The sequence below is a fragment of the Curtobacterium sp. MCBA15_009 genome, from assembly GCF_001864895.1.
Lineage (GTDB): Bacteria > Actinomycetota > Actinomycetes > Actinomycetales > Microbacteriaceae > Curtobacterium.
Genome location: NZ_MJGO01000040.1, coordinates 1 through 20574 on the forward strand (window position 1 = coordinate 1; position 20574 = coordinate 20574).

21 protein-coding genes and 1 tRNA gene are annotated in these 20574 nt (G+C 71.7%); 13 read left to right on the plus strand and 9 right to left on the minus strand.

Going from position 1 to position 20574, the window contains the following annotated elements; genetic code table 11:
- Positions 1-214: 214 nt before the first annotated feature.
- Positions 215-1105, minus strand: a complete 891-nt coding sequence (gene ypfJ / locus BIU97_RS15315; protein WP_071262644.1) for a KPN_02809 family neutral zinc metallopeptidase — start codon at positions 1103-1105, stop codon at positions 215-217.
- Between the two features lie 91 nt (positions 1106-1196).
- Here ypfJ and BIU97_RS15320 point away from each other — a divergent pair, with 91 nt between their 5' ends.
- Positions 1197-2339, plus strand: coding sequence for a glycerol dehydrogenase (locus BIU97_RS15320; protein ID WP_071262643.1), 1143 nt, complete (start codon positions 1197-1199; stop codon positions 2337-2339).
- A 35-nt stretch (positions 2340-2374) separates the two neighbouring features.
- Entirely contained in the window at positions 2375-3316 is a 942-nt protein-coding gene (locus BIU97_RS15325; protein ID WP_071262642.1) for a 2-deoxy-5-keto-D-gluconate 6-phosphate aldolase domain-containing protein, read from the plus strand.
- Positions 3317-3333: 17 nt separating this feature from the next.
- Here BIU97_RS15325 and BIU97_RS15330 read toward each other — a convergent pair whose 3' ends face one another.
- Entirely contained in the window at positions 3334-4032 is a 699-nt protein-coding gene (locus BIU97_RS15330) for an NAD(P)H-hydrate epimerase (protein WP_139196072.1), read from the minus strand.
- A 34-nt stretch (positions 4033-4066) separates the two neighbouring features.
- On the opposite strand from BIU97_RS15330, the gene BIU97_RS15335 reads away from it, so the two are divergent.
- Positions 4067-4852 (plus strand): alpha/beta fold hydrolase, encoded by a 786-nt coding sequence (locus BIU97_RS15335; RefSeq protein ID WP_071262640.1) that lies wholly within the window; start codon positions 4067-4069, stop codon positions 4850-4852.
- 53 nt (positions 4853-4905) lie between these two features.
- Entirely contained in the window at positions 4906-5937 is a 1032-nt protein-coding gene (locus BIU97_RS15340) for an aldo/keto reductase (protein ID WP_071262639.1), read from the plus strand.
- Between the two features lie 250 nt (positions 5938-6187).
- Here the strand turns inward: BIU97_RS15340 and BIU97_RS15345 are convergent.
- Positions 6188-6260, minus strand: a tRNA-Thr gene (locus BIU97_RS15345).
- Positions 6261-6297: 37 nt separating this feature from the next.
- Positions 6298-6717, minus strand: a complete 420-nt coding sequence (gene msrB, locus BIU97_RS15350; protein ID WP_071262638.1) for a peptide-methionine (R)-S-oxide reductase MsrB — start codon at positions 6715-6717, stop codon at positions 6298-6300.
- A 65-nt stretch (positions 6718-6782) separates the two neighbouring features.
- Here msrB and BIU97_RS15355 point away from each other — a divergent pair, with 65 nt between their 5' ends.
- The 7 genes from BIU97_RS15355 to BIU97_RS17805 all read left to right on the plus strand — a co-directional run bounded on the left by BIU97_RS15355 (position 6783) and on the right by BIU97_RS17805 (position 12857).
- Positions 6783-7250, plus strand: a complete 468-nt coding sequence (locus BIU97_RS15355) for a GNAT family N-acetyltransferase (protein ID WP_071262637.1) — start codon at positions 6783-6785, stop codon at positions 7248-7250.
- Positions 7247-8326 (plus strand): DUF2332 family protein, encoded by a 1080-nt coding sequence (locus BIU97_RS15360; protein ID WP_071298082.1) that lies wholly within the window; start codon positions 7247-7249, stop codon positions 8324-8326. Before BIU97_RS15355 ends, BIU97_RS15360 begins: the two co-directional genes overlap by 4 nt.
- A gap of 97 nt (positions 8327-8423) precedes the next feature.
- On the plus strand, positions 8424-8768 hold the full coding sequence (locus BIU97_RS15365) for a DUF3263 domain-containing protein (protein WP_071298083.1): 345 nt from the start codon (positions 8424-8426) through the stop codon (positions 8766-8768).
- Positions 8765-9376 (plus strand): LytR C-terminal domain-containing protein, encoded by a 612-nt coding sequence (locus BIU97_RS15370; protein WP_071262634.1) that lies wholly within the window; start codon positions 8765-8767, stop codon positions 9374-9376. The genes BIU97_RS15365 and BIU97_RS15370 overlap by 4 nt, the downstream gene beginning before the upstream one ends.
- Positions 9377-9545: 169 nt before the next feature.
- The gene (locus tag BIU97_RS15375) at positions 9546-9749 is read left to right on the plus strand and encodes a cold-shock protein (RefSeq protein WP_017888049.1); all 204 of its coding nucleotides are present in this window, start codon (positions 9546-9548) and stop codon (positions 9747-9749) included.
- 281 nt (positions 9750-10030) lie between these two features.
- A complete protein-coding gene (gene groL / locus BIU97_RS15380; protein WP_071262633.1) occupies positions 10031-11653 on the plus strand; it encodes a chaperonin GroEL in 1623 nt (540 codons plus the stop codon).
- Between the two features lie 34 nt (positions 11654-11687).
- Positions 11688-12857 (plus strand): endonuclease domain-containing protein, encoded by a 1170-nt coding sequence (locus BIU97_RS17805; RefSeq protein WP_139196073.1) that lies wholly within the window; start codon positions 11688-11690, stop codon positions 12855-12857.
- Between the two features lie 161 nt (positions 12858-13018).
- Here the strand turns inward: BIU97_RS17805 and BIU97_RS15390 are convergent, their stop codons facing one another.
- From BIU97_RS15390 to BIU97_RS15410, 5 genes are all read right to left on the minus strand, one after another.
- The gene (locus BIU97_RS15390) at positions 13019-14722 is read right to left on the minus strand and encodes a sensor histidine kinase (protein ID WP_071298084.1); all 1704 of its coding nucleotides are present in this window, start codon (positions 14720-14722) and stop codon (positions 13019-13021) included.
- Between the two features lie 66 nt (positions 14723-14788).
- Entirely contained in the window at positions 14789-15484 is a 696-nt protein-coding gene (locus tag BIU97_RS15395; protein WP_017888045.1) for a response regulator transcription factor, read from the minus strand.
- Positions 15485-15535: 51 nt separating this feature from the next.
- Positions 15536-17233, minus strand: coding sequence for a DNA repair helicase XPB (locus BIU97_RS15400; protein ID WP_071298085.1), 1698 nt, complete (start codon positions 17231-17233; stop codon positions 15536-15538).
- 48 nt (positions 17234-17281) lie between these two features.
- The gene (locus BIU97_RS15405) at positions 17282-19048 is read right to left on the minus strand and encodes a helicase-associated domain-containing protein (protein WP_071298086.1); all 1767 of its coding nucleotides are present in this window, start codon (positions 19046-19048) and stop codon (positions 17282-17284) included.
- Positions 19049-19076: 28 nt separating this feature from the next.
- Positions 19077-19322 carry a multidrug ABC transporter ATPase gene (locus BIU97_RS15410; RefSeq protein WP_139196074.1) on the minus strand — a complete coding sequence of 82 codons (246 nt, stop codon included), beginning with the start codon at positions 19320-19322 and terminating at the stop codon, positions 19077-19079.
- Positions 19323-19431: 109 nt separating this feature from the next.
- On the opposite strand from BIU97_RS15410, the gene BIU97_RS15415 reads away from it, so the two are divergent.
- Positions 19432-19809 (plus strand): cold-shock protein, encoded by a 378-nt coding sequence (locus BIU97_RS15415; RefSeq protein ID WP_071262627.1) that lies wholly within the window; start codon positions 19432-19434, stop codon positions 19807-19809.
- 4 nt (positions 19810-19813) lie between these two features.
- Positions 19814-20542, plus strand: coding sequence for a DUF3027 domain-containing protein (locus BIU97_RS15420; RefSeq protein ID WP_083420984.1), 729 nt, complete (start codon positions 19814-19816; stop codon positions 20540-20542).
- Positions 20543-20574: the final 32 nt, after the last annotated feature.

Below are 20574 nucleotides of genomic sequence, written 5' to 3' on the forward strand. Positions count from 1 at the left end.
GCCTCCCGTCCGTCTGTGCGGACGTCGCGTGCCGTCTGTGCGGACGTCGCGTGCGCGTTCCTTCCCATCGCACTCGTAGTAGGAAGCTGGATCGCGCGTAGGAGGTCGGAACGTCCTGCTGCCTACGCGCGGAAGTACTCACCACGCGCGGAACGGCCACCGACGCGCGGAACTGCCCCCGAGCCCCGAGCCCCGCCCCGCCCAGGGGAGGGGGCTACAGGGACGAGCCGGGGACGCTGAAGGTGTCGCAGGCCGTGGCGCCCCGCTGGTAGCCCTGCACGAACCACTTCTGGCGCTGGGCACTCGAGCCGTGCGTGAAGGAGTCCGGGTCGACGCGGCCCGAGGACCGCTCCTGGATGCTGTCGTCGCCGACGGCGCTCGCGGCGGACAGGGCGTCGTCGATCTGCGCGCGGGTGATCGGCTCGAAGAAGGTGTTGCCGGCGGCGTCCTCGGTGTTCGCGGCGTCGCCGACCCATGCACCGGCGTAGCAGTCGGCCTGCAGCTCGACGCGCACGCTGCCGGAGGACGCCCCCGTGCCCGAGCGGTCGGTGTTCGCGAAGGACCCCTGGAGCTGCTGGATGTGGTGGCCCCACTCGTGCGCGACGACGTACATCTGCGCCAGCGGGCCGCCGGACGAGCCGTACTGCGACTGCAGGTCGTCGTAGAACGCGGTGTCGAGGTAGATCGAGCGGTCCGGCGGGCAGTAGAACGGCCCCGTCGCGGCCGACGCCTGACCGCACGAGGTGCTCGTGGAGTCGGTGAACAGGACGAAGCCAGGCGTCGAGTAGGTGATCCCGAGGTCGCGCGCCTCGGCGGTCCAGAAGGCGTCGAGCGACTCGGCGGCGCCCTCCATGCGGCACTCCACCTGCAGGTTGGCGTCGCGCCCGGTGCGGCACTCCGCGGCGGCGTCGACCGACTGGTCCGGCTGCTGGATCTGCGTCGTGCCGCCGCCGTCGACGAGACCGGTGAGGTCCACACCGGTGAACTGCGCGATGAGGAACACGATGATCGCGCCGACGCCCACCGCGCCGCCGCCGATCGCAGCCCCTCGGCCCCGTCGCGTGACCTTGCCACCGGACAGCCGGGAGTCGTCGTTGAACGTCATGCTCCCGAATGTACGGGTCGCCCGGTGCCCGCGTACCGTCGGAGGTGTCGGCGACCCCGACACCTGTCGTACAACCGGAAGGAACCACACCATGGCCACTCCCATCAGCACCGTGATGAGCCCCGCCCGCTACGTCCAGGGCAAGGACGCGATCACCCGGGTCGGCGAGTTCGTCGCCCCGATCGGCGGGCGGCCCCTGATCGTCGCGGACGACGTCGTCTGGGGCATCGTCGAGGCCGCGGTCACCGAGAGCTTCCAGGCCGCCGACCTGCGCGTCGAGCGCGTCGGCTTCGGCCGGTTCGCCACCCCCGAGGCGGTCGACGCGCTCGTCGCGCAGATCCGCGACACCGAGGCCGACGTCATCGTCGGGCTGGGCGGCGGGTCCGCGATCGACGCCGCGAAGGCCTCCGGGCACCTCGCCGGCATCCGGTGGGCGAGCGTCCCGACCGCCGCCTCGACCGACGCCCCGACCTCGGCGCTCGCCGTCATCTACTCGGAGGAGGGCGAGTTCCTCGAGTACCGCTTCTTCCCGCACAACCCCGACCTCGTGCTCATCGACACGAAGCTCGTCGCGAACGCCCCGGTGCAGTTCCTCGTCGCGGGCATCGGCGACGCCCTGGCGACCTGGGTCGAGGCCCGCGCCGCCAAGCGCGCCAACGCCGACACCATGGCCGGCGGGCTGCAGACCGAGACGGGCGTGGCCCTCGCCGAGCTGTCCTGGAAGCTGCTGCACGAGAACGCCCTGCAGGCCATCGAGGCCGTGAAGGCGAAGGTCGTCACGCCCGCGCTCGAGAAGGTCGTCGAGGCGAACACGCTGCTCTCCGGGCTCGGCTTCGAGTCCGGCGGGCTCGCCGCCGCGCACGCCATCCACAACGGACTGACCGCGGCACCGCAGACCCACGGCCTCGCGCACGGGCAGAAGGTCAACATCGGCACGCTCGCCCAGCTCGTCCTCGAGGGCGCCGACGCCGCCGAGATCGAGGACTTCGTCGTCTTCACCACGAAGGTCGGGCTGCCGAACACCCTCACCGAGATCGGCCTGACCGTCGACGACACGACAGAGCTCCGGGCCGTCGCCGACGCCGCGACCGTCGCGGACGAGACGATCCACAACATGCCGTTCCCGGTCACGCCGGAACTGGTCGTCGACGCGCTCATCGCGATCGAGGGCATCGCGCGCAGCATCCGCGCCGCGCACGGACTGCCGGAGCCGGAGCTGTACCGCGCCCACTAGGACGCCGTCGAGGGGGTGCGGAGCACGATGGGGACATGCCCGTTCTCGACGAATCCCACCCCCTCTTCCTGCTCGCCATGGACCAGCGCTCGTCGCTGCTCGAGCACACCTACGGCTCCGACACCGGTGCGGCCGCCGACGAGTCCGAGGCCGAGCGGGTCCGCGCCGGCAAGCAGCTGGTGTACCGGGGGCTGCTCGGCGCCCTGGCCGCCGGGGCGTCCCGCGACCGCACGGGCGTGCTCGTCGACGAGCGCTACGGCGCCGACGTCGCCCGGCTTGCGAAGGAGGCCGGCCTGCAGCTCGCGATGCCGATCGAGCGCTCCGGTCGCGACTGGTTCGAACTCGAGTACGGCGACGACTGGCTCGCCCACGTCGAGGCCTTCGACCCCGACTGGGTGAAGGTGCTCGTCCGCGACAACCCCGACTTCGACGCCGACCGCCGCGCGGACCAGGCCGACCGGCTCGCCGCGGTCGCCGGCGCCCTGCGGGACGCCGGTCGGCCGTTCCTGGTCGAGCTGCTCGTGCCCGGTACCGACGAGCAGCAGGCGTCGGTCGACGACTACGACCGGGACCTGCGCCCCGAGCTCGTCGTCCGCGTCCTCGAGTACCTGCAGGACCGCGGGGTCGAGGCCGACGTCTGGAAGCTCGAGGGCCTCGACCGCCGCGAGGACGCCGAGCGCGTCGTCGCCACCGCTCGCCGCGACGGCCGTGACGCCGTGCAGTGCATCGTCCTCGGCCGCGACGCCCCGGAGGACCAGCTCGACCACTGGCTCCGCACGGCGGCACCGGTCGACGGCTTCGTCGGGTTCGCGATCGGTCGGAGCAACTGGGAGTCGGCGCTCGACGACGTCGTGCAGCACGGCCTCGACACGGGCGCGGCCGAGCAGCGCATCGCCGCGAACTACCGCCACTTCGTGGACACCTGGCTCGAGGCGCGCCCCGGCGTCGAGCACGGGGTGGACGCCGGCGGCCACTGACCGCGGTCGGCGCGGGATCAGGTGCGGACGAGCGGCTCCACCGCCGCCAGGTCGGCACCGATCCCGACGTCGACGAGCTCGATGCGCCCGGCCAGCGTCGCCGCCGGACCCACCAGCAACCCGGCCTTCACCCCGCCGAACGTGACCGTGACGTCGGCGTGCAGGACGTGCTCGTCGGCGATCCTGCCGGTGTCCACGTCGATCCCGCTCGGCACGTCGACGGCGACGACGAACGGCGCCCGCTGGTCGCGGGCGAGCTCGCGGATCGCGTCGACGACCTCGCGGGCGGGGGAGCGGAGGGCCGCCGGACCCCGCACCCCGATGCCGAGCACCGCGTCGAGCACGAGGTCGGCCTCGAGGGCCGCGTCCGTCACGACCGCCTCGGGGCCGGCGGGGTCGTCCAGGAGGCGCGCCCCGGCGTCCAGCGCCGCTGCCAGGCCCGCCTCGTGGACACGTGAGCCGACGCGCACGACCGCCACGTGCCTCCCGTCCGCCGCGAGCCGCGCACCCGCGAACAGGGCGTCACCGCCGTTGTCGCCGCTGCCGACCAGCAGGAGCACGGACCCCGGGCCGTCGCCCGGCCGGACGGCCGGGTCGTCGAGCAGGTCACCGACGACGCGGGCGAGCCCGTCGGCAGCACGCTGCATGAGGGGTTCCCCCGCCTCGAGGTGCGGGCGTTCCGCCGCGCGGATCTGATCGGCTCCGTACCCGTCCATGGCCACCACAGTGCCCCGGTAGCCTGGAGGGGACATGTCACTCGTCCCCGCAGCGCCCGCTCCCCGCATCGTGATGTCCCCCGACGGGCTCCGGCTCGCCACGTACGACTTCGGCGACCCCGACGCACCCGCGGTCGTCGCGGTGCACGGCTTCGCGTCGGGCGCGCTGCTGAACTGGCACGCCTCGGGCTGGACCCGCGACCTCGTGCGCGCCGGCCACCGCGTGGTCGCGCTCGACCAGCGCGGGCACGGGGCGAGCGCGAAGCCGCACGACCCCGACGCGTACTCTATGGACCTGCTCGTCGCGGACGTCACGACCGTCATCGACACGTACCTGCTCGACGACGTCGCGTTCGTCGGGTACTCGCTCGGCGCACGCGTCGGCTGGCACACCGCCGACCGGCTGCCCGACCGCATCACCCGCGCGGTGCTCGGCGGCATCCCCGACGCCGACCCGATGCGCCGCGTCGCCGTCGACCAGGCGAAGGCGTACATCGCCGACGGCACCCCGGTCGAGGACCGCGTGACGAACGGCTACCTGACGATGGCGGCCGGGGTCGAGGGCAACGACCTCCGCGCCCTCGTGGCCATGGTCGAGGGCATGCGCAACAGCGTCGAGCCGACGCCGGAGAACGCCCCCGCGCAGCCGATCCTGCTGGCGGCCGGCAGCGAGGACGGCATCCGGGACAGCGCCGTGCGGCTGGCCGAGGCGGCACCGCACGCCTCGTTCTCCGAGATCCCCGGACGCAACCACTTCAACGCACCCACCTCGCGGGCGTTCCGGGACGCCGCCGTGGCGTTCCTCGGGCCGGTCGGCTGAGGGGTACTGGCAGGTCCTCGCTGTCGCAGGGCGCCGCGCGTAGCGTCCCCGCCATGGACCACAGACTCCTCGGCAACAGCGGGACATCGGTGTCGACGCTGACCCTCGGCACGATGACGTTCGGCAGCGAAGCCGACGAACCCACCTCACACGCGATCCTCGACGCCTTCGTGGCGGCCGGCGGCACCCTCGTCGACACGGCCGACGTCTACTCGGGCAACGAGTCCGAGCGGATCATCGGCCGCTGGCTCGCCGCCCACCCCACCGAGGCGGCGCAGGTCGTCCTCGCCACCAAGGGACGGTTCCCGCAGGGCGACGGACCGAACGACGTCGGGCTCTCCCGGCGGCACCTGCGGGTCGCCCTCGACGCCTCGCTCGAGCGGCTCGGCGTCGACCACATCGACCTGTACCAGATGCACGCGTGGGACGCCCTCACGCCGATCGAGGAGACCCTGCGCTTCCTCGACGACGCCGTCTCGGCGGGGAAGATCGGCACGTACGGCTTCTCGAACTACCTCGGCTACCAGGTCACGAAGGCCGTGTACGAGGCGAAGGCGCACGGGTGGGCGCCCCCGGTGACGCTGCAGCCGCAGTACAACCTGCTCGTCCGCGACATCGAGCACGAGGTCGTCCCGGCCTGCCTCGACGCCGGCATCGGACTGCTGCCCTGGTCGCCCCTGGCCGGCGGCTGGCTGTCCGGCAAGTACCAGCGCGACGAGGCCCCGACCGGGGCGACCCGCCTCGGTGAGAACCCGCAGCGCGGCATGGAGGCCTGGGAGGCCCGCAACGGCGACGAGCGCACCTGGGCCGTCCTCGACGCGGTGTCCGCGGTCGCCGACGCCCACGGCGCCTCGCGGTCGCAGGTCGCCCTCGCCTGGCTGCTCGCCCGGCCGGCGGTGACGAGCGTCATCCTCGGCGTCCGGACGCTGTCCCAGCTCGAGGACAACCTCGGCGCGGCCGACCTCGTGCTCACCGAGGACGAGCTCACGCGGCTCACCGACGCCAGCGCACCCCGGGTCGACGACTACCCCTACGGCACCGCGGGCGTGGCGCAGCGCGAGCGGAAGATCGCCGGGGGCCGCTGACCGGATCGTGCGGTTTCCCGCCGATGACCGGGCCGGGTGTGGACCCGGGCCGTCGGGCGGGGCATCCTCGTTGCACGACCGGCTGGTTACCGAGTCCAGCGAGCGGGACGTCCCCCTGAACCGCGTCCCGTACGCCGATGCCCCGGGCGAAGAATCGCCCGGGGCATCGTCTCGTCCGCGCTGCGTTGCTCAGCGCTGCATTGCTCAGCGCTGCGTTGCTCAGCTCCGCTCAGCGGAGCGAGGACTCGTGGGCCGGCAGCGGGACTCGAACCCGCAACCCCCGTATTACAAGTACGGTGCGCTACCAATTGCGCCATGCCGGCTGACGCCGCTCATCCTACCGGTGAGGGCGTCGGGGCCTCACTCGGCGGTCGCCGCCTCGGTCTTCTCCGAGAAGTTCAGCGAGATCGAGTTCATGCAGTACCGGTCGCCGGTGGGGGTGCCGAACCCGTCGGGGAACACGTGGCCCAGGTGCGAACCGCAGTTCGCGCAGCGGACCTCGGTGCGGACCATGCCGAGGGACTTGTCCTCGATGAGCTGCACGGCGTCCGGGTCGACGGACTCGTAGAACGACGGCCAGCCGCAGCCGGAGTCGAACTTCGTGCCGCTCTTGAACAGCTCCGCCCCGCAGGCCGCACAGGTGTAGACGCCGGCACGCTCCTCGTCGAGGAGTTCACCCGTCCACGGCCGCTCGGTCCCCGCCTGACGGAGGACGGCGTACTGGTCCGGCGAGAGCTCCTCGCGCCACTGGGCGTCGGACTTGTCGACGTTGTATGCCATTGCTTCCTCCTGCTTCCGGTCGGGTTCCACTGGCCACGCCCGACCACTTCAGTAAACTCGCCGCGATGTCCGAGCATTCCGTGCGCCGCGCCCGTTGGACCCGTCTGACGACGGACGAACTGTACGGCATCGTCGTGCTCCGGAACCGCGTCTTCGCGCTCGAGCAGCGGGTGACCGCCGAGGACTTCGACGGCCGCGACCGCGAACCCGACACCGAGCACTGGTGGTTCGGCACGGACACCGAAGCGGTTGGGTACCTACGACTGATCCGTCCGGCGGCGGACGAGGTCCACCCGCCCGGCACGACGCCCCCGGCCTGGGTGATCGGCCGGGTCGCGACGTCCCCGGACCACCGCGGCCGGGGGATCGCCGGCCGGCTCGTCGCCGCCGTCCTGGCGGAGCACGAGGGCGACCCGGTCGTCCTGCACGCCCAGGAGTACGTCGCCGCCCTGTACGAACGGCACGGCTTCGTCCGGTTCGGCGAGCCCTACGACGAGGCCGGCATCCGCCACGTCGGCATGCACCGCCCGTGAACACGCGCGACCGGTACGCCGCGTACGCGGACCGCATCGAGGCGGTCTCCCCGTCGTACGCGGCGTGGGCCCGGTCGCTCGACGACGCGCTCGTCGCGCTCCTGGCCGAGGTCCCCGAGCAGCAGCGCCAGCCGGAGCTGTTCTTCGCGGTCGCGCGGCGGCTGGGTGCGGATCCGTCGGACCCCGGTGCGCTGCGCGCCGTCGGCCGGGAGGCCCGCCCCGCCCTGGTCGCGGCCCTCGCCTCCGCCACGGTGCAGGCCAACGACCCGCGGCGGCTCGCGCCCGTCGTCCCGCTCTTCGCGGCGCTCGCCGCGGCCACCGAACGGCCGCTCGGCCTCGTCGACGCCGGCGCGGCGGCGGGGCTGTGCTCGATCCCGGACCGGGTGACGCTCGACCACCGGACGTCGGGGTCCCGGGTGCCGACGGACCGCGCCCTGGTGCCGTCGTCGCGCCCCGACTCCTCGGGGCGCGACGACCACGGCGGGGTGCGCACCGAGGTCGTGCGGATGCACACGGCGGTCCACGAACCCGCGGTCCGTCTCGTCGCCGAGGTCTCCGGGGTCCTCCCGGCCCCGGTGAGCAGGCCGATCCGGATCGGCGCGCGGATCGCCCTCGACCCGAACCCGATCGACCTCGCCGCACCGGGCGCGTTCGACCGGGTGGTCGAGGCCGTCCCGCCCGAGGCGGCGGACCGGATCGCCCTGATGCGCGAGGCGGCGCGCGCGACGCTCGCCGTGCCTCCCGTGCGGATCCGGGGCACGCTGCCCGGCGACCTCGACCGCGCGCTCGACGCCCTGCCGGACGACGTCGAACCGGTCGTGCTGACGACCGGCACCCTGGTGTACGTGCCGGGCGCGGACCGGCAGCGGTTCGTGGACCGGATCCGCGAGCGGGGCGTGCACTGGATCGCGCTCGAGCGCACCGGGATCCTCACGGACGTGGCCGCGACGCTGCCGCCGGACGTCGACCCCGCCGACCCGGACGCGTTCGCCACCGCCTCGCTCGACGGGGTCGCCGTCGCGGTGTCCGACCCGTTCGGCACGCGCGTGCGGTGGCTGCGGGCGCCGAACCTGTGACCGGGGTTCGCGACAGTCCAGCGGCGTGCCAGGGAGCGGGTGCTCTCCGCCCCTACGATGTGCTCGACCCGCCCGCCGACTCGTGATCGGAACAGTAGTGACCGCCAGTCCCACCGACGAGCACGGGGTCGACCAGCACAGCGCTGATCGGTCCGACGCTGATGGACTCAGCGAGCTCGCGAAGCACGTGCTCTCGTTCGAGCACGAGCGGGTGCGTCACGACCGCACGAAGGAAGCGGACATCCGGGTCGAGTTCGAGATGTCGGCGGCGCGCTACTACCAGGTGCTCAACCGTGTGATCGACTCGCCCGCGGCGCTCGCCTACGACCCGCAGCTCGTCACCCGGCTGCAGCGGCTCCGTCACGCGCGCACCGGCGCCCGGGCCGCGCGGAGCTTCGTCGCGCCAGGAGCCGCTCCCGAAGGACGTGAAGAGGAACGATGAGCACCAGATTCCCCCGAGACCGGTTCGACGACGTCGTGGACGGCCCCCGGGTCGGCGCGCACCGCGGCGTCCAGCGTCGCGGCCGCGGCTGGGTCGTGTTCGCCTGGGCCGCCCTGGCCACCGGCGTGCTCGTCGGGATCGGCGTGCTCGTGCTCGCGCTCGTCAACGACAGCTACTCGTTCCCCGGCTCGGACGCACCGAGCACGAGCGCCTCGGCGACCGCGAAGCCGTCCGCCTCGTCGAAGCCGTCCGCGTCGGCGTCGTCCGGTTCCGGTTCCTCCGGCTCCGGGTCGTCCTCGGGCGGCGCGGCGGCCGCGACGCCGGCGCAGCAGGGCACCACGACCGTCGTCGTCCTGAACGGCACGACGACGAGCGGACTCGCCGCACGGGCGAGCACGGCGCTGACGGGTGCCGGGTGGCAGGTCGCCTCGACCGGCGACGCGGGCACCACCGGCTCGACCGCGACGATCGTCTACTACCAGCAGGCCGCGCAGGCAGCGGTCGCGCAGGGCGTCGCGAAGCAGCTCGGGGTCACCGCGGTGCAGCAGTCGTCGGCCTTCCCGAACGCCGACGTCAGCGTCGTCCTCGGGGCCGACTACGCCGGCTGAGGTGCGCTTTCCGCTCGGTTGTGTGACGGGCGTGTTTCGAACTCGTTGATTTCTGCGGGAAACGAGGTGAAACAACGTCACACCTCTTGCCTGATCGGCTCGCGTCGGTCAGAGTCCCATCAGACGGCGAACACGTCGTCCGCACAGCAGTACCAGGGAGCAAGAGATCATGGCCAACGGAACCGTGAAGTGGTTCAACGCTGAAAAGGGCTTCGGCTTCATCACCGTCGATGGAGGAGGTCAGGACGTGTTCGTGCACTACTCGGCCATCGACATGTCGGGCTACAAGGTCCTCGAGGAGGGCCAGGCGGTCGTCTTCGACGTCGGCACGGGGTCCAAGGGCCCGCAGGCCGAGTCGGTCCGACCGGCCTGAACCACCGGCAGCAGCACCACCGCGAACGCGTCGTCCCCTCCGGGGCGGCGCGTTCGTCGTGTGCGCCCCGAGGGTCCGGATCGGCGGCTCACGGGCCCGGACCGGCGGCCCGCGTCGCGCCGGTGGCTCGCTCCTGCCGCACGGTGTCCTGGGAACTCGATACAGGCCTGCCGATCGTGTTGCACTCGCACCCCGCGAGTGCCAGAATCGGCGTTGGCACTCGCTCACGCTGAGTGCCAGCACGACCCCCAAGACGACGTCCGGGAGGGACGAAAAACCACATGGCTAAGATCATTGCTTTCGACGAGGAGGCCCGCCGTGGCCTCGAGCGCGGCCTGAACCAGCTGGCCGACGCCGTGAAGGTGACGCTCGGCCCGCGCGGCCGCAACGTCGTCCTCGAGAAGAAGTGGGGCGCCCCCACGATCACGAACGACGGTGTCTCCATCGCCAAGGAGATCGAGCTCGACGACCCGTACGAGAAGATCGGTGCGGAGCTCGTCAAGGAGGTCGCCAAGAAGACCGACGACGTCGCCGGTGACGGCACCACCACCGCGACCGTCCTCGCCCAGGCGCTCGTCCGCGAGGGCCTCCGCAACGTCGCCGCCGGTGCCGACCCCGTGTCGCTCAAGCGCGGCATCGAGAAGGCCGTCGCCGCCGTCTCCGACCAGCTCCTCGCCAACGCGAAGGACATCGAGACCAAGGACCAGATCGCCGCCACCGCGTCGATCTCGGCTGCCGACCCGACCATCGGTGCGCTCATCGCCGAGGCCATCGACAAGGTGGGCAAGGAAGGCGTCGTCACCGTCGAGGAGTCGAACACCTTCGGCACCGAGCTCGAGCTCACCGAGGGCATGCGCTTCGACAAGGGCTACCTGTCGCAGTACTTCGTCACCGACCCCGAGCGTCAGGAAGCCGTCTTCGAGGACGCCTACATCCTGATCGTCAACTCGAAGATCTCGAACATCAAGGACCTCCTGCCGGTCGTCGACAAGGTGATCCAGGCGGGCAAGCAGCTCCTCATCATCGCCGAGGACGTCGACGGCGAGGCCCTGGCCACGCTCGTCGTGAACAAGATCCGCGGCATCTTCAAGTCCGTCGCCGTCAAGGCCCCGGGCTTCGGCGACCGTCGCAAGGCCATGCTGCAGGACATCGCGATCCTCACCGGCGGCCAGGTCATCTCGGAAGAGGTCGGCCTCAAGCTCGAGAACGCCACGCTCGACCTGCTCGGCAAGGCCCGCAAGGTCATCATCACCAAGGACGAGACGACCATCGTCGAGGGTTCCGGTGACGAGGAGCAGATCGCCGGCCGCGTCCGTCAGATCCGTTCCGAGATCGAGGCGACCGACTCCGACTACGACCGCGAGAAGCTCCAGGAGCGCCTCGCGAAGCTCGCCGGTGGCGTGGCCGTCATCAAGGCGGGTGCCGCGACCGAGGTCGAGCTCAAGGAGCGCAAGCACCGCATCGAGGACGCCGTCCGCAACGCGAAGGCAGCCGTCGAAGAGGGCATCGTCGCCGGTGGTGGCGTCGCCCTCATCCAGGCCGGTGCCGTCGCGCTCGAGTCCCTCGACCTCGAGGGTGACGAGGCGACCGGTGCGAACATCGTCCGCGTCGCCATCGACGCGCCGCTCAAGCAGATCGCGCTGAACGCCGGTCTCGAGCCGGGTGTCGTCGCCGCCAAGGTGCGCGAGCTCGAGTCGGGCTGGGGCCTCAACGCCGCGACCGGTGAGTACGTCGACCTCGTGGCCGCCGGCATCATCGACCCGGCCAAGGTCACGCGCTCGGCGCTGCAGAACGCCGCGTCGATCGCCGGTCTGTTCCTGACCACCGAGGCCGTCGTCGCCGACAAGCCGGAGAAGACCCCGGCCATGCCGGCCGGCGACCCCACGGGTGGCATGGACTTCTAGGCAGTCCCACCGGAAGGGCCCCGCACGCTGACGCGTGCGGGGCCCTTCCGCGTGCGGGGCGGGCGGGCTGGGGCGGGCGGAGGCCAACCGGCCCGACGCCCCGCTCAGTTTCGTCGAGTGGTCACGAAGTGTCGGCAGGCTTCGACTCTGCCGACGCCTGGCCCCCGGTCGCCAGGGCTCGTGCGGCGATTCGTGCCCACTCGGCGTTCGCGCCTTCCGCGCGGCGCTGACAGCGATCCCCTCACAGGAGGAGCGGTTCGGCTCCTCGTCCACAGGCCGATCCGACAGGCGGTCGCGATCCGAGCCCGCGCTCGATGCTTGCGAGATGCCACGTCCTCGCCCGCTGCCGCCGGACCTCATCACCCGCTCGTTCTCCGTATCCGAGGCGTTCGCGAAGGGAGTCCACCCGGAGCGTCTTCGTCGCCGCGACCTGGTGGCTCCGGTGCGCGGCGTCCGTGCTGCAGCGGACGACGCAGACTTCGTTGCCGCAGTGGCACTCGTCATGCGCCCGGACCAGTACTTCAGCCACACCACCGCTGCAGCGCTCTGGGGAGCACCGCTGCCTCCTCGCGTCCGCGACGACTCGATGGTCCACGTGACCACCGTTGGCGAGGACGGGCGGATGCGGCGTCCGGGAGTGATCGCGCATCGTCGGTCCGGTGTCGAGGTCGTCGAGCACGCGGGGTACCGGGTGAGTTCACCCGCGGGGATGTGGTTCGAGTGCTCGGCATGTCTCGATGTGGGTGCCCTCGTGGCGGTCGGGGACCACCTGGTCGGACGGTCGGGTCTGGCGACGATCGACGACCTCCGCGCGGCAGTGGTCGCAGGCAGCAGGTACGTGCGGGTTGCTCGGGCTGCCCTGCACCGCGTCCGTGTAGGAGCCGAATCCGCGATGGAGACGTGGTTGCGCCTGGCCGTCGAGGATGCAGGGTTCCCGGAACCAGAGCTGAACGTCGACGCGCACGATGCGGACGGCCGATTCCTCGGCCGTGTCGACCTCGCTTGGCCGGAGTACCGGATCGCGCTCGAGTACGACGGTGATCACCATCGGGAACGCGACGTCTTCCGACACGACCAGCGACGAGACAACGGCTTCGTGGTCAACGACTGGTTGGTGATCCACGCGACCGCGGCGGACGTGAGTCGCCCCTCGGTGCTCCTCGAACGACTGCGGCAGGCGTTCGCGGCTCGCACGGCCGCGTGATGCCCACCGGTCGTGAACCGCTGTCGCTCGGCCGCGTACTGGTCACGCGCCGTCGATGAGCTCGCCGTCAGTCGACAGGAGGTGACCGGTCGGCGGAGTCGAGCGGGGTGTTGTGTCCGGTCGGCCGGGAAGGCCGCCGCCCGCCGGCACCGGCCCGCGCGTCAGACGGCGTCGCGCGGCAGCAGGGGGAGCCAGACGCGGAAGGTCGCGCCGCCGCCCTCGGTGTCGAAGACCTCGACGGAGCCGTTGTGCGCGGCGACGATGCCGGACACGATGGCCAGGCCGAGGCCCGAGCCGCCGGTGTCCCGTGCGCGTGAGGTATCGGCACGCCAGAAGCGCTGGAAGATCTTGTCGCGGAGCTGCGCGGGGATGCCCTCGCCGTGGTCGATGACGTCGAGGTGCGCCATGCCGCGCTCGTCGTCCACGCCGATGCCGATCTCGATCGGGTCGTCGTGCGCCGTGAACCGCATGGCGTTGCCCATCAGGTTCGTGACGATCTGGCGGATCTTGTTCTCCTCCGCCAGGACGATCGGCGGGCGCTTCGGCAGCACGACCGTGGGCAGCGGCGTGGTCTCGTCGGTCGGCGCGGCCCCGGCGTCGATGTTCATCGCCCGGGTGCGGCGGGCGCGGAGGCGTGCGATGGTCTGCCGCGAGAACGCGATCGGCCCGGTGGTGTTCGCCGAGGTGGGCGACGCCGGGGCGACCTCGCCCGTGTCGGACGGCGAGTCCGACGAACCGGACGACAGCGACGACGGCGGGCGGACGGCCTGGGGCACGCTCTCGCCGGTCAGGGCGTCCTCGACGAGGACCTGGATCTCGCGGTCGGGGTTGGACGCCATCGTGTCGAGGGCGGAGTCGCGGGCGATGGCGACGAGGTCGACCGGGCCGAGCTCGAGCGGCTTCGACTCGTCGATGCGGGCGAGCTGGAGCAGGTCCTGCACGAGGAGACCCATCCGCTGCGCTTCCTTCTCGATGCGCTCCATCGCCTGGGCGACGTCCTCTTCCTTGCGCAGGGCGCCCATGCGGTAGAGCTCGGCGTACCCGCGCAGGGACACGAGCGGCGTGCGGAGCTCGTGCGAGGCGTCGCCGACGAACCGACGCATCTGGGCGATGGTGCGCTCGCGGTCCTCGAACGCCGAGTCGATCCGTTCGAGCATGACGTTGAGGGAGCGGTTGAGTCGACCGACCTCGGTGTTCGGGGTGTCGGCCTCGAGGCGCTGGTTGAAGTCGCCCGCGGCGAAGCGGGCGGCGGTGTCCTCGACGTCGCGCAGTGGGTCGAAGGTCGCGGTGACGAGCAGCCGGGTGAGCATGGCGCCGAGCAGGATCACCGAGGCGCCGAACCCGAGGAAGATCGCGGTGAACTTGCCGATCGTCTCGTCGGTGCCGGCGCTGGAGACCGCGATGAGCACGTAGCCGGTCTCGGTGGTGCCGTCGGACTGGTTCTGCAGCGACGCGGGGATCACCTGCGCGCGCCACTCGTGGTTGTGCTGGCTGTCGTAGAGCGAGACGCGCTGGTTGGCCTGCGCGGCCGACACGAGCGTCGCCTGGCGGATGTCCGGGCGGCTCGGGGCCTTGGTCTCGCAGATCTGGTCGCCGTCGGCGTCGTAGGCCGCCACGTACGCGCTCTGCGACAGCACGATCGACAACCGGCAGTACTGCTTGCCGTCGCTGATGTTCTGGCCCTCGAGCTGCTCGGTGGTCTGCTTCACCGTGTTGTCGAGCTGCTGCATGAGGTACGTGGAGAGCACCGTCATCGTGCCGAGGCCGGCGACGAGCAGGCCGAGCGCGACGAGCAGCACCGTGATCCCGGTGATCTTGGTGCGCAGGGAGATCCCGTCCCACCAGTGGCTCATTCGCGTGTGCATGCTGCCCCAACGATAGACAGCGGGCGCCCGGTGAAACCGGACGCCCGCCGTGAAGACCTGACGGTGCTACGAGGCCTTCGAAGCCTTCAGCATGTAGCCGAAGCCGCGCTTCGTCTGGATGATCGGCTCGGCCGAGTACTGGTCGAGCTTGCGGCGCAGGTACGAGATGTAGCTCTCGACGATGCCGGCGTCGCCGTTGAAGTCGTACTCCCACACGTGGTCGAGGATCTGCGCCTTCGACAGCACGCGGTTCGGGTTGAGCATGAGGTAGCGGAGCAGCTTGAACTCGGTGGGCGAGAGCTCGATCTGCGCGTCGCCGATGGTGACCTCGTGCGTGTCCTGGTCCATCGTGAGCTCGCCGGCGCGGATGATCGCGTCCTCTTCGTCGTTCATGGTGCGACGGAGGATGGCCTTGATGCGGGCGACGATCTCGTCGAGCGAGAAGGGCTTGGTGACGTAGTCGTCGCCGCCGACGGTGAGGCCGGTGATCTTGTCCTCGGTGTCGTCCTTCGCGGTGAGGAACAGGATCGGCGAGGTGTAGCCCGAGGACCGCAGGCGCTTCGTGACGCCGAAGCCGTTCATGTCGGGCAGCATGACGTCGAGGATGATGAGGTCCGGCTCTTCTTCGAGCACGGCGGAGATCGCCTGTGCCCCGTTGCCGACCGCGCGTACCGCGAAACCGGCGAAGCGCAGCGAGGTCGTCAGGAGGTCGCGGATGTTCGGCTCGTCATCGACGATCAGGATCTTGGGGCCATCGCTCATGGTCCTATCTTCTGACCGTTCCCTCGGGGTTTCCTGGGAGCGGTGCGAGCGTCAGCCCACCGGGGTCTGGACCTGGTCCGCGTCGAGGATCGTGTACGAGTAGCCCTGCTCCGCCAGGAACCGCTGCCGGTTCTGGGCGAAGTCCTGGTCGACGGTGTCCCGGGCGACGAGCGTGTAGAACGACGCGGGCAGGCCGTCCTTGTTCGGCCGCAGCAACCGGCCGAGGCGCTGTGCCTCTTCCTGTCGTGATCCGAAGGAGCCGGACACCTGGATGGCGACGGTCGCGTCGGGCAGGTCGATCGAGAAGTTCGCGACCTTCGACACGACGAGCACGTCGACCTCGCCGGACCGGAACGCGTCGTACAGCCGCTCGCGTTCGTCGACGGGTGTCGCGCCGGTGATCTCGGCGGCGTCGAGCGACGTGGCGAGTTCGTCGAGCTGGTCGATGTACTGCCCGATCACGAGGATCTGCTCGCCGCGGTGCTTCTCGATGAGCTCGCGCACCACGGGGGTCTTCGCCGGCGAGGTCGCCGCCAGCCGGTACCGCTCGTCGTCGCTGGACGCCGCGTACTCGAGCCGGTCCTGGTGGGGCAGGTCGACGCGGACCTCGTAGCACTCCGCGGGGGAGATGTAGCCCTGGGCCTCGATCTCCTTCCACGGGGCGTCGTAGCGCTTCGGGCCGATGAGCGAGAACACGTCGCCCTCGCGGCCGTCCTCGCGCACGAGGGTCGCCGTCAGCCCGAGCCGACGGCGGGCCTGCAGGTCAGCGGTGAGCTTGAACACCGGCGCCGGCAGCAGGTGCACCTCGTCGTAGACGATGAGGCCCCAGTCGAGGGCGTCGAGCAGTGACAGGTGCGTGTACTCGCCCTTCCGCCGTGCGGTGAGGATCTGGTACGTCGCGATGGTGACCGGCCGGATCTCCTTGACGCTGCCGGAGTACTCGCCGATGTCCTCGGGCGCCAGGGTGGTGCGCTTGAGCAGCTCGTTGCGCCACTGCCGCGCCGAGACGGTGTTCGTCACGAGGATGAGCGTGGTCGCCTTCACCGTCGCCATCGCGCCGGCGCCGACCAGGGTCTTGCCGGCGCCGCAGGGCAGCACGACGACACCGGAGCCCTGGGCGAAGAACGTGTCGACCGCCTGCTCCTGGTACGGCCGCATGTGCCACTCGGCGGTGTCGAGGTCGATCGGGTGCGGCTGGCCCGGCGTGTAGCCCGCCAGGTCCTCGGCCGGCCAGCCGAGCTTCACGAGCTCCTGCTTGACCTGCCCGCGTGCCCACGGCTGCAGCTCGACCTCGGAGGGGGAGCGCATGTCACCGAGCAGCGGCTTGATGCGCTTGGACCGGATCACCTCGGCCAGGACGGCCGGGTCCTCGGCGGTGAGCAGCAGCACGGGGAGCCGCTCGAGTTCCTCGGCGGGGGAGTTCGCGATGACGGGTGCGTCCGCACGCTCCTCGCGCCGGATCACGAGCCGCCCGTAGCGCGACACCGTGTCGCGGATGTCGACGGTGACGCTCTGCGGCACGGGGAACTTCGCGAAGCGTTCGAGCGTGTCGATCATCGCCTCGGCGTCGTGTCCGGCGGCGCGGGCGTTCCACAGGCCGAGGCGGGTGATGCGGTAGGTGTGCACGTGCTCGGGGGCACGTTCGAGTTCGGCGAAGGCCGCGAGCTCGTGGCGTGCGTCCTCGGCGTCGGGGTGTGCGACCTCGAGGAGCACGGTGCGGTCGCTCTGCACGATCAGCGGTCCGTTCATGACCTGCCAGCCTAGCCGTCGCGACCTGCGTGCGGGTGTCGGTCCGGCTCAGGCGTCGCTCTCGACCGCCACGACGAGCGACAGGGGGAGCGTGCGCTCCACGTCGACGGCCGTGTCGCGCCCGCGGACGCGCCCCGCCGCGACCGAGGTCGGCATGATCGAGAACGACCGCTCGGCGCCGTCCGGCATGCGGACGGTCAGCCGGATCGGTGTGCGTCCGCGCACGGCGAGGTCGATCTGCCGTCCGAGCCACTCCTGCTCCGGCTCGGCGTCGCCGCGCTGCGTCGTCAGCCGGAGCCGTTCGACGAGTGCGTGCGCCGCCTGCTCCGGCGAGCGTCCGGCATGGCTGCGCCGGACGGGAGGCCCGTGGTGCCGCACCGGGCGGGCTGCGGTCGCCAGGACGGCCGGGTAGCGCTGGTCCTCGAGCGCGGAGTGCACGACGTGCGGCGGGTAGCGGGTGACGAGGGTCGTCAGGTCGCTGCGCTCCCACGCCATCTGGCGCAGCTCCGCGTCGACGCCGACCAGGTCGAGCTGGTCCGGCGTGCCGCGCACGACGGCGCCGAGACCGTCGTCGCCCCGGTCGACGACGATGCTGCCGTCGCGGCCGGCCACCTGGTCGACCAGGTAGGCCAGGGGCTGGGGGATCCCGGTGGACGACAGGCGTCCGAGCAGGTCGAGCACGTCCTCGCGGGATCGTCCGGCGCGGAACGCCGCCCGCAGGGTGTCCTCGGAGATCCGGTACCGCGCGGCCAGGCCGGGCGCCTCGAGCACGGCGACGCTGCGGAGCGCGTCGTCGTCGACGGGGGCGAGCGGCCCGGGGGCGATCACGGTCAGGTCGTGCTGCAGGTAGACCTGCTCCACCGTCCCCGGCAGGTCGTCGGCAGCGGGGGCGGCGTCACCGGCGAGCAGTGCCCGGCCCGTGCTCGTGAGCAGTCCGTCGACCGCCAGCCCGAGGGCGCCGGCATCGCCGACGGCCTCGATCAGCGCGGCGTCGAGCCATCGTGCGCCGGCGGGGTAGGCCCACCGCCCGAGCGGGACCGGGTCGCGCAGGTCGCCGTCGGCCAGGGCGAACACCTGGTGCACGGCGTCGCCGAGGGTGGCCGACCAGGCGGCGACGAGGGTCGCCCAACGGTCCGGCCAGGGGGCGAGGAGCCAGGAGCGACCGGCCTCGGTCACCGTCCAGTCGCCGGCGCCGGGCTCGGCGAAGCCGATCCGCTCGAGGAGCGCGAGACGCCCGGCGACGAGCTCGGCGTCCGTGCCGATGCGTTCCGCCAGGGTCCGTGAGAGCGGGGCGCCGATGCCGCCCTTGACGAGCTCGTGCACGGCGCCGGCGTCGACGGCGCGCAGGAGTTCGGCGAGCACGGTCATCGTCGAGAACGCCTGCTCCGCGCCGGTCGTGCGGGCACGCTCCGGAGCCGCCGCGTCGTCGACGTCGGCGGCGGGGCGGGGGTGATCCGGGCCTCCCGGCCGCTCGTCGAGCGAGGTGAGGTCGGGGTGGGCGGCCACGCGTGCGGCGACCGCGTCGTCGACGGCGCCGTCCTGGTCGGCGAGGCCGAGCGCGATCGCCGGGCCGAGCGCGTCGGGGTCTCCGCCGTCGCGCAGCGCGAGGATCGTCGCACGGGGCAGGTGTTCGACGGCGGCGTCGACCGCGTCGTCGGCGCGGAGCGCCTCGGCGAGGTCGAAGAAGTCGGTGATCCGCTGCGGGCCGGTCTCGGCGAGTGCGGCGGCAGGCAGTCGCCGGGCGGCGACCAGTCGCTCGAGGGCGTCGTCCGGCATCGCCCGGAGTCGGGCGGCCAGGTCGGCGGTGGTCGTCATCGTCCGGTGCCAGCGTCCGGGGCGGACGTCAGCGCGCCGTCCGGTTGGCTCGTGCCCGACGGGTCCAGGTGATGCCGAGGAGCGTGAACACCAGGAGCATGGCGATCGGGAAGCCGACGAGCGGGATCGCCATGACGACCGGCCACGGCATCGACCCCTGGGCGCCCGAGTCGGTCAACCACATGATGATCATCGCGATGAAGCAGAGCACGCCGAGGATGATGATCCCACCGATCATGAACGCCAGAGCGCGTTCGGTACGATTGAACGTCACCGGGGGTTCAGCGGAATCCTGCGGGTTCCCGGTCGATCGGGTCGGCTTGGCCATCGACCCAGGATATCCGACGCACCACGGCCGTACCACGACCTCGAGGAGTCCACGCATGCCCACCGGCAAGGTCAAGTTCTACGACGACGACAAGGGCTTCGGTTTCATCACCGGAGACGACGGCGACCAGGTGTTCCTGCACGCGTCGTCGCTGCCCGACGGCGTCACGACCGTCAAGGCGGGTTCGCGGCTCGAGTACGGCGTGGTGCAGGGCAAGAAGGGCTCCCAGGCCCTGTCCGTCCGTCTGCTCGAACCGCAGCCGTCACTGTCCCGCATGTCCCGCCGCTCCGCGGACGACATGGCCGTGATCGTCGAGGACCTGGTGAAGGAACTCGACCGCATCAGTGGCGACCTGCGCCACGGGCGCTACCCGAAGAACGGCGACCGGATCGCCGCGATCCTGCGGCACGTCGCAGACCAGCTGGAGGCGTGACGCCATGACCGAGAACGACGCAGTACTTCCCGATTACGCGGACTTGGCGCGGACCGCGCTGCTCGAGGTGACCCCAGAGTCGAGCGTCGGTGCCGTCGTCGACACCGTGGACGAGGGCGACGGCGTCGTCTCCGTCCTGTTCGCGAACCGCATGCCGGGGTACCCCGGGTGGCGCTGGACCGTCAGCATCGCGAAGGTCGGCGACGACGACCCGACCGTGCTCGAGGTCGAGCTCATGCCGGGCGACGGCTCCCTCGTCGCGCCGGAGTGGGTGCCGTGGTCCGAGCGACTGGCCGAGTACCGCGCCGCGCAGGAGCACGAGACCGGCGACGCGGACGACGAGTCGGACGACGACGATGACGACGCGGACGAGGACGACGACCTCGACGACGACGCGGACGACGACGCGGACGACGACGCGGAGTACGACGACGACGCGGACGAGTCGGACGACGACGCCGACGAGGACGACGACGAAGACGATGACGACGAGTTCGACGCGGACGAGGACGACCTCGCCGAGTCCGACGACGACGACATCGAGGGGGTCGACGTCGACGCGCTCGACGACAGCGACAGCGACAGCGACGAGGACGAGGTCGAGGAGGCGCCCGCTCCGTCCCGCGGCGCCCGCCGTCGGTCGCGTCGTGTCCGCCCGGTCGACCCGGACGACGACCTCGACACGGCACGGCTCGACCCGGCCGAGGTCGACCCCGAGCACCACCGGGACTGACCGGCACCGCCTCCGACGACGAACGCCCCACG

What these genes read in the sequence shown, in the direction of transcription:
- ypfJ (WP_071262644.1), bottom strand. Translation starts at nt 1,105, where the DNA reads ATGACGTTCAACGACGACTCCCGGCTGTCCGGTGGCAAGGTCACGCGA.
- BIU97_RS15320 (WP_071262643.1), top strand. Translation starts at nt 1,197, where the DNA reads ATGGCCACTCCCATCAGCACCGTGATGAGCCCCGCCCGCTACGTCCAG.
- BIU97_RS15325 (WP_071262642.1), top strand. Translation starts at nt 2,375, where the DNA reads ATGCCCGTTCTCGACGAATCCCACCCCCTCTTCCTGCTCGCCATGGAC.
- BIU97_RS15330 (WP_139196072.1), bottom strand. Translation starts at nt 4,032, where the DNA reads ATGGACGGGTACGGAGCCGATCAGATCCGCGCGGCGGAACGCCCGCAC.
- BIU97_RS15335 (WP_071262640.1), top strand. Translation starts at nt 4,067, where the DNA reads ATGTCACTCGTCCCCGCAGCGCCCGCTCCCCGCATCGTGATGTCCCCC.
- BIU97_RS15340 (WP_071262639.1), top strand. Translation starts at nt 4,906, where the DNA reads ATGGACCACAGACTCCTCGGCAACAGCGGGACATCGGTGTCGACGCTG.
- msrB (WP_071262638.1), bottom strand. Translation starts at nt 6,717, where the DNA reads ATGGCATACAACGTCGACAAGTCCGACGCCCAGTGGCGCGAGGAGCTC.
- BIU97_RS15355 (WP_071262637.1), top strand. Translation starts at nt 6,783, where the DNA reads ATGTCCGAGCATTCCGTGCGCCGCGCCCGTTGGACCCGTCTGACGACG.
- BIU97_RS15370 (WP_071262634.1), top strand. Translation starts at nt 8,765, where the DNA reads ATGAGCACCAGATTCCCCCGAGACCGGTTCGACGACGTCGTGGACGGC.
- BIU97_RS15375 (WP_017888049.1), top strand. Translation starts at nt 9,546, where the DNA reads ATGGCCAACGGAACCGTGAAGTGGTTCAACGCTGAAAAGGGCTTCGGC.
- groL (WP_071262633.1), top strand. Translation starts at nt 10,031, where the DNA reads ATGGCTAAGATCATTGCTTTCGACGAGGAGGCCCGCCGTGGCCTCGAG.
- BIU97_RS15390 (WP_071298084.1), bottom strand. Translation starts at nt 14,722, where the DNA reads ATGCACACGCGAATGAGCCACTGGTGGGACGGGATCTCCCTGCGCACC.
- BIU97_RS15395 (WP_017888045.1), bottom strand. Translation starts at nt 15,484, where the DNA reads ATGAGCGATGGCCCCAAGATCCTGATCGTCGATGACGAGCCGAACATC.
- BIU97_RS15400 (WP_071298085.1), bottom strand. Translation starts at nt 17,233, where the DNA reads ATGAACGGACCGCTGATCGTGCAGAGCGACCGCACCGTGCTCCTCGAG.
- BIU97_RS15405 (WP_071298086.1), bottom strand. Translation starts at nt 19,048, where the DNA reads ATGACGACCACCGCCGACCTGGCCGCCCGACTCCGGGCGATGCCGGAC.
- BIU97_RS15415 (WP_071262627.1), top strand. Translation starts at nt 19,432, where the DNA reads ATGCCCACCGGCAAGGTCAAGTTCTACGACGACGACAAGGGCTTCGGT.
- BIU97_RS15420 (WP_083420984.1), top strand. Translation starts at nt 19,814, where the DNA reads ATGACCGAGAACGACGCAGTACTTCCCGATTACGCGGACTTGGCGCGG.